This is a genomic window from Desulfonatronospira sp. MSAO_Bac3 (genome assembly GCF_003838035.1).
GTDB lineage: Bacteria > Desulfobacterota > Desulfovibrionia > Desulfovibrionales > Desulfonatronovibrionaceae > Desulfonatronospira > Desulfonatronospira thiodismutans.
In genome coordinates this window covers 1-3,528 of record NZ_QYZY01000118.1, presented here as the reverse complement: position 1 = coordinate 3,528, position 3,528 = coordinate 1, and the positions used below count along the sequence as shown (strand labels likewise).

The following is a 3,528-nucleotide window of genomic DNA, read 5'->3' as shown; positions in this document are numbered from 1 at the left end:
CCCTGTCCGCCGGGGGACTGGTATCTGGTAATGAGCCCGGCATTGGGAGCGAAATCCTGCTGGGGATCCTCGCAGTTGATGCGCACCTGCATGGAGTGGTTGTTGGGCAGGGTGTCCTTTTCATTGAAGCGCAGCTCAGAGCCGAAGGACATGGCGATCTGTTCTTCCACCAGGTCCACCCCGTAGCGGCATTCGGTGATGCCGTGCTCCACCTGCAGGCGGGTGTTGACCTCGATGAGATAGGGATTACCCTCGCGGTCCACCAGGAATTCCACTGTACACAGGGAATGATATCCAACTTCGCTAACCAGCCTGCGGGAATACTCCTTGAGCTTTGCCCTCAGATCCTCATTCATCACCGGCCAGGGCGAAGGGGTGATCTCCACCAGCTTCTGATGGTTGCGCTGCAGGGTGCAATCACGTTCGTCAAAGGCAAACACATTGCCGTGCCTGTCTGCAGCCACCTGGATCTCGATATGGCGCACAGAGGTCAAAAGCTTTTCCACATACAGCCGGGGATTCCCGAATGAAGCCTGGGCCAGAGCCGAGGCCTTGGCATAGGCCCTTTCCAGCTCTTCTTCCCTGAAGACCTCGTAAATCCCGCGGCCGCCGCCGCCGCCTTCGGCCTTGAGCATCACTGGAAAACCGATCTCATAGGCCATATCCAAAGCCTGTTCCACGGTGACGGCTCCTTCTGAGCCGGGCACCACGGGCACGTCCACCCTTTTGGCCAGATCGCGCACCGCCACCTTGTTGCCCAGGATTTCCATGGGCCTGTCTTCGGGTCCGATAAATACCAGCCCGGACTTGCGGCACTGGGAAGGAAAGGAAAAATCCTCGGAAATAAATCCCCAGCCTGGATGTATGGCTATTACCCCCATGGCCTTGGCCTTGGAGATAATCTTTTTCATATCCAGGTAGGCCCTGGAATCTTCTCCCAGCAGAAGCAGTTCCTGCGCTCCCGAGGTAAACGGTGCAGTCTTGTCCACGTCAGTTGCGGTCATCACCGGAACGGCGTTGAAAACCTCCCGTATGGACCTGGCAATACGTCTGGCCGGAATACCCCGGTTGGCCACCAGGATTTTCTGGCCTTCCAGCTCCTTGACTACTTGCTCAAAACTCTTGATTTCCATAACTCTGTTTTCCTTTATTTGCTTGGATATATATCCGTTAACAGATGACAGTCACGAAAGGAGAGTGCCTGTCTGGATATGCTTATGCTGCCCTGCACAGTCCAGGATGATGCCTCCGCTTTCATCTATCCCCTTCAGGCGGCCTTCCAGGACGATCTGGTCCTGTTCCACCCTGACCATTTGATTCACAAGCCACAAATATGGCTTAACTTCACTAATAAAGTCAATTAATGAATAATTGCACAATATATTATCATACCAGAATTGTCCCAGATACACAAGCTCTGCCCAGGCCGTGCGGGGATCTGCTTCCGGCCAGGCCCCGGACAGGTGCACAGGATCCATAAGCCTGCCTGTCCTCAGCTCTCTGGAGTCCGGCAGGGACTTCAGATTCAGGCCTATCCCGGCCAGTATGCCGCCGCGTTTTTCCTCAATGAGTATCCCCCCGGCCTTGCCTGAATTTACCACCAGGTCGTTGGGCCACTTGAGAAAGACCTCAATGCCCCGGGCCATGAGCGCCCGCTGAAACGAATACCCGGCGATAATACTGAGCATCCTGTTCTTTTCCGGTGAATCCGGTACAGGCAGCTTAATGGCGGCATAAATGTTGCCCCTTGGGGAAGACCAGCGTCTGCGCATCCGCCCCCTGCCGCCGGTCTGCTCCAGGCAAAGGACACTGTCCCCGGCAAGCATTCCGCCTTGGTCCATGAGCTCCCAGGCCGTGTCTAAGCTGGAGGCACATGTCTCAAGCTCAAAGACCCTGAATTCCCTCCAGCTGCGCTGAAAACAGGCACTGAAGTCCGGCATTCCGGCAGAGGAACCAGCGACTTTGGAAGGTAAAAGATCTTTTAGTTTAAAAACCTGCATAAACCTGGAATGAGAATTGTGGATTATGGATTAAGGCTTATTTGATTCCCTGCCCTCAAACCTCTGCCCTCTGACTTCTGACGCCTGATCTCTGACTTCTGACCTCTGGCTACTGACCTCTGACTTCTGACCTCTGACTTCTGCAAGATTGACTAGTCTGAATCTTTCCATTAAACAGGCAAAATATAATCGGCCAATGGTTGAAATGAGAACTTTTTGGGGGAATACATGCGTACATTAGTAGTTGAAGACGATATCACCAGCAGGATGATCCTGGTCAAAATTCTGTCCCATTACAGCCAGTGCGATACTGCTGAAAACGGCCACGAGGCCCTGGACCTGTTCGCAGGGGCTATTAAACAGGGACAGCCTTACGACATGGTTTTTATGGATATAATGATGCCTGTTATGGATGGACAAAGTGCCCTGAAAAAAATCCGTGAGATTGAATCCGAACAGCAGGTTCCCATCGGCCAGGAAGTAAAGGCGGTCATGACCACTGCCCTTTCAGACACCAAAAATGTAACCACTGCATTTTTCCAGGGCCAGGCTGATGCCTACCTTTCAAAACCCATTTCCAGAGAAAAAGTTGAAAAAGCCCTTCAGGAAATAGGCGTACTTGAAAAATAAATCCCGGAAGTTAACCATTCAGGGGATGCCGGAACCGGCCAGGGGACAGTCCCCGCGACACCTTTTACGCACAATTACAAAAATTACAGACGCGAAGTTTTGTGTACCAGCACAGCCGGTACTTAGCGAGGGACAGTCCCCAGGCCTTGTGCCAGTAATCACCACCGAGGACCCCCTGAATGGTTACTCCCGGAAGGTTCAGGCCAGGGCGGGACTTTACGCCGGGTTCTCGTCTTCCAGAGAATCTACTATGCCCAGGGGACGGATAACTTTGTCCATCACCTGGTTTCCGGCCCGTTCCAGGTCCTCCTGCCTGCAGTGCTCATAAACATCCACCAGGTTCAGGGCCAGCTCCCGGCCGCGCTTGTAGCCGGCTGTTCGCGCCTCTTCAATTTTTTCCCACCTGGGATTTTGCATAAAATCCTGCACAGCCGGGACAATCTCGGGATAGAGAATCCGGGAAAGGGGCCTGGTCAAAGCAGCATAAAATCCCAGGGAGGAACTCCTGCGCTCTTTTATGACATGATCCAGCAGACCTCCCCGGCAGGTATCAGCCAATATATCCCGCACTGTACGGGCAAAAAACTCCACCAGAGTCCCGGCCTGCTCCGAGACAATACGCTGCCATAAATCCCCGGGAAAAACATCCACCAGGGATTCGCCTATTTCGTGATAGACCCAGGTTTGCAGTTCTGCATCGCAGACCCTTAAAAAACCGTCCTGATAACTCCCCGGTTGCCTGCGCAACCTGTGCAGGTTGATCCCGTGGCAGTCAAAGGCAAAGGCCAGCGCCCTGGCCGAAGAAGCCCGAAGCTCTAGAATTTCGTCCCAGAGAAGAGTGGCCATGGACCGTCTTCTGCCGATTATCAGGTTTCCCTGGCGCATGAGGGGCACGCTG

At 53.7% G+C, this 3,528-nt stretch carries 4 protein-coding genes; 1 reads left to right on the top strand and 3 read right to left on the bottom strand.

The window, feature by feature from the left end:
* Window positions 1-1,133 (bottom strand): ATP-binding protein (locus D5S03_RS04340; RefSeq protein ID WP_287042788.1); only part of this gene is annotated, 1,133 nt, incomplete at its 3' end.
* A gap of 51 nt (window positions 1,134-1,184) precedes the next feature.
* Window positions 1,185-2,000 carry a biotin--[acetyl-CoA-carboxylase] ligase gene (locus D5S03_RS04335; RefSeq protein WP_287042787.1) on the bottom strand — a complete coding sequence of 272 codons (816 nt, stop codon included), beginning with the start codon at window positions 1,998-2,000 and terminating at the stop codon, window positions 1,185-1,187.
* Between the two features lie 228 nt (window positions 2,001-2,228).
* On the opposite strand from D5S03_RS04335, the gene D5S03_RS04330 reads away from it, so the two are divergent.
* Window positions 2,229-2,630: a response regulator gene (locus D5S03_RS04330; RefSeq protein WP_008868472.1), complete on the top strand. Its 402-nt coding sequence runs from the start codon at window positions 2,229-2,231 to the stop codon at window positions 2,628-2,630.
* A 216-nt stretch (window positions 2,631-2,846) separates the two neighbouring features.
* On the opposite strand, the gene D5S03_RS04325 is transcribed toward D5S03_RS04330, so the two are convergent.
* Window positions 2,847-3,528, bottom strand: a 682-nt coding sequence (locus D5S03_RS04325) for an Sfum_1244 family protein (RefSeq protein WP_287042786.1), incomplete at its 5' end; no start/stop codon positions are given.

What these genes read in the sequence shown, in the direction of transcription:
- D5S03_RS04335 (WP_287042787.1), bottom strand. Translation starts at nt 2,000, where the DNA reads ATGCAGGTTTTTAAACTAAAAGATCTTTTACCTTCCAAAGTCGCTGGT.
- D5S03_RS04330 (WP_008868472.1), top strand. Translation starts at nt 2,229, where the DNA reads ATGCGTACATTAGTAGTTGAAGACGATATCACCAGCAGGATGATCCTG.